Below are 2304 nucleotides of genomic sequence, written 5' to 3'. Positions count from 1 at the left end.
GCTAGTCGCCCGAGTCAAGCAAGCCCAACAAACCTTCGCGGGGTTCACGCAAGAGCAGGTGGACCATATCTTCCGTTGCGCGGCACTGGCAGCGGCGGATGCGCGCATTCCGCTGGCCAAGATGGCCGTGGCGGAAACCGGTATGGGCGTGCTGGAAGACAAGGTGATCAAGAACCACTACGCCTCCGAGTACATCTACAACAAGTACAAGGATGAGAAGACCTGCGGCGTGCTGTCCGAAGACGACAACTTCGGCACCATCACGATTGCAGAGCCGGTGGGGATTCTGTGCGGCATCGTGCCGACCACCAACCCGACCTCGACCGCGATCTTCAAGGCACTGATTGCGCTGAAGACCCGCAACGGCATCATCTTTTCGCCGCACCCGCGTGCCAAGAAGGCCACTTGCGCTGCTGCGAAACTGGTGCTGGATGCCGCCGTGGCTGCTGGCGCCCCGGCCGACATCGTCGGCTGGGTGGACGAGCCGACGGTCGATCTGTCGAATCAACTGATGCGTCACCCCGACATCAACCTGATCCTGGCCACCGGTGGCCCGGGCATGGTGCGTGCTGCCTACTCGTCCGGCAAACCGGCGATTGGCGTCGGTGCCGGCAACACCCCGGCCGTGATTGATGAGACCGCCGACATCAAGCGTGCCGTCGCCTCGATCCTGATGTCCAAGACCTTCGACAACGGCGTGATCTGCGCCTCCGAGCAATCGGTGATCGTGGTCGACAAGGTTTATAACGCCGTACGTGAGCGCTTCCACAAGCATGGCGGTTACATCCTGAACAAGAAGGAAACCGCTGCGGTCGCCAAGATCCTGTTGAAGGAAGGCGCCCTCAACGCCGCCATCGTCGGCCAGCCTGCGACCAAGATTGCCGAAATGGCCGGCATCAGCGTGCCGCCGTACACCAAGGTGCTGATCGGTGAAGTGACCGAGATCTCCGAAGCCGAAGCCTTCGCCCATGAAAAGCTCTCGCCGACATTGGCGATGTACAAGGCCAAGGACTTCATCGACGCCTGCGACAAGGCCGCCGCACTGGTCGCGATGGGTGGCATCGGCCACACCTCCGCGCTTTACACCGACCAGGATTTGCAAGCGGACCGCGTGCGCTACTTCGGCGACAAGATGAAGACCGCCCGTATCCTGATCAACACCCCGTCCTCGCAAGGCGGCATCGGCGACCTGTACAACTTCAGCCTGGCCCCGTCACTGACCCTGGGCTGCGGATCGTGGGGCGGCAACTCGATTTCGGAGAACGTCGGACCGAAGCACCTGATCAACAAGAAGACTGTCGCCAAGAGGGCCGAGAACATGCTGTGGCACAAACTGCCCAAGTCGATCTATTTCCGTCGCGGCTGTCTGCCGATCGCCCTGGAAGACCTGGCTGGCAAGAAGCGCGCCCTGATCGTTACCGACCGCTACCTGTTCGAAAACGGCTACGTCGACGACACCGTACGCCTGCTGAAGAAGCAGGGCATGGAAGTGGAAGTGTTCTACGAAGTCGCCGCCGACCCGACGCTTGCCATCGTGCGCAAGGGCCTGTCCTTGGCCAACGCCTTCCAGCCGGACGTGATCCTGGCGCTGGGCGGTGGTTCACCGATGGATGCCGCCAAGATCATGTGGGTGATGTACGAACATCCGGACGTTCACTTCGAAGACCTGGCGCTGCGCTTCATGGACATCCGCAAGCGCATCTACAAGTTCCCGAAGATGGGCACCAAGGCCATGATGGTGGCAGTACCGACCACCTCCGGTACCGGTTCGGAAGTGACCCCGTTTGCCGTGGTGACGGACGAAGTGACCGGCGTGAAATACCCGATCGCCGACTATGAACTCACCCCGAACATGGCGATTGTCGACGCCAACCTGGTCATGAACATGCCCAAGTCGCTGACCGCGTTTGGTGGCATCGACGCCGTGACCCATGCGCTGGAAGCGTATGCCTCGGTGATGGCGAACGAATACTCCGACGCCCAGGCGTTGCAGGCACTCAAGCTGTTGAAGGAATACCTGCCGTCTTCGTTCCAGAATGGCGCCAATGACCCGAAAGCGCGCGAACAGGTGCACAACGCCGCCTGTATCGCCGGCATCGCCTTCGCCAACGCCTTCCTGGGCGTGTGCCACTCGATGGCGCACAAGCTTGGCGCCGAGTTCCACGTCCCGCATGGACTGGCCAACGCCTTGCTGATCAGCAACGTGATCCGCTACAACGCCGTCGACATCCCGACCAAGCAGACCGCGTTCAGCCAGTACGACCGGCCGAAGGGCGTGGCGCGCTACGCCGAAGTGGCCAAGCA

The 2304-nt window shown here is 61.5% G+C and carries 1 protein-coding gene; it reads left to right on the top strand.

Annotated features, from left to right (window positions below; all coding sequences use genetic code 11):
* The coding region (gene adhE, locus AC0KVQ_RS16310) for a bifunctional acetaldehyde-CoA/alcohol dehydrogenase (protein ID WP_473422252.1) at positions 1-2304 on the top strand (2304 nt) is incomplete at both ends.

Source organism: Formivibrio sp. oc-25, from assembly GCF_055810895.1.
Note: the sequence above shows the minus strand (reverse complement) of the source record. Positions and strands in the feature narration are given on the sequence as shown.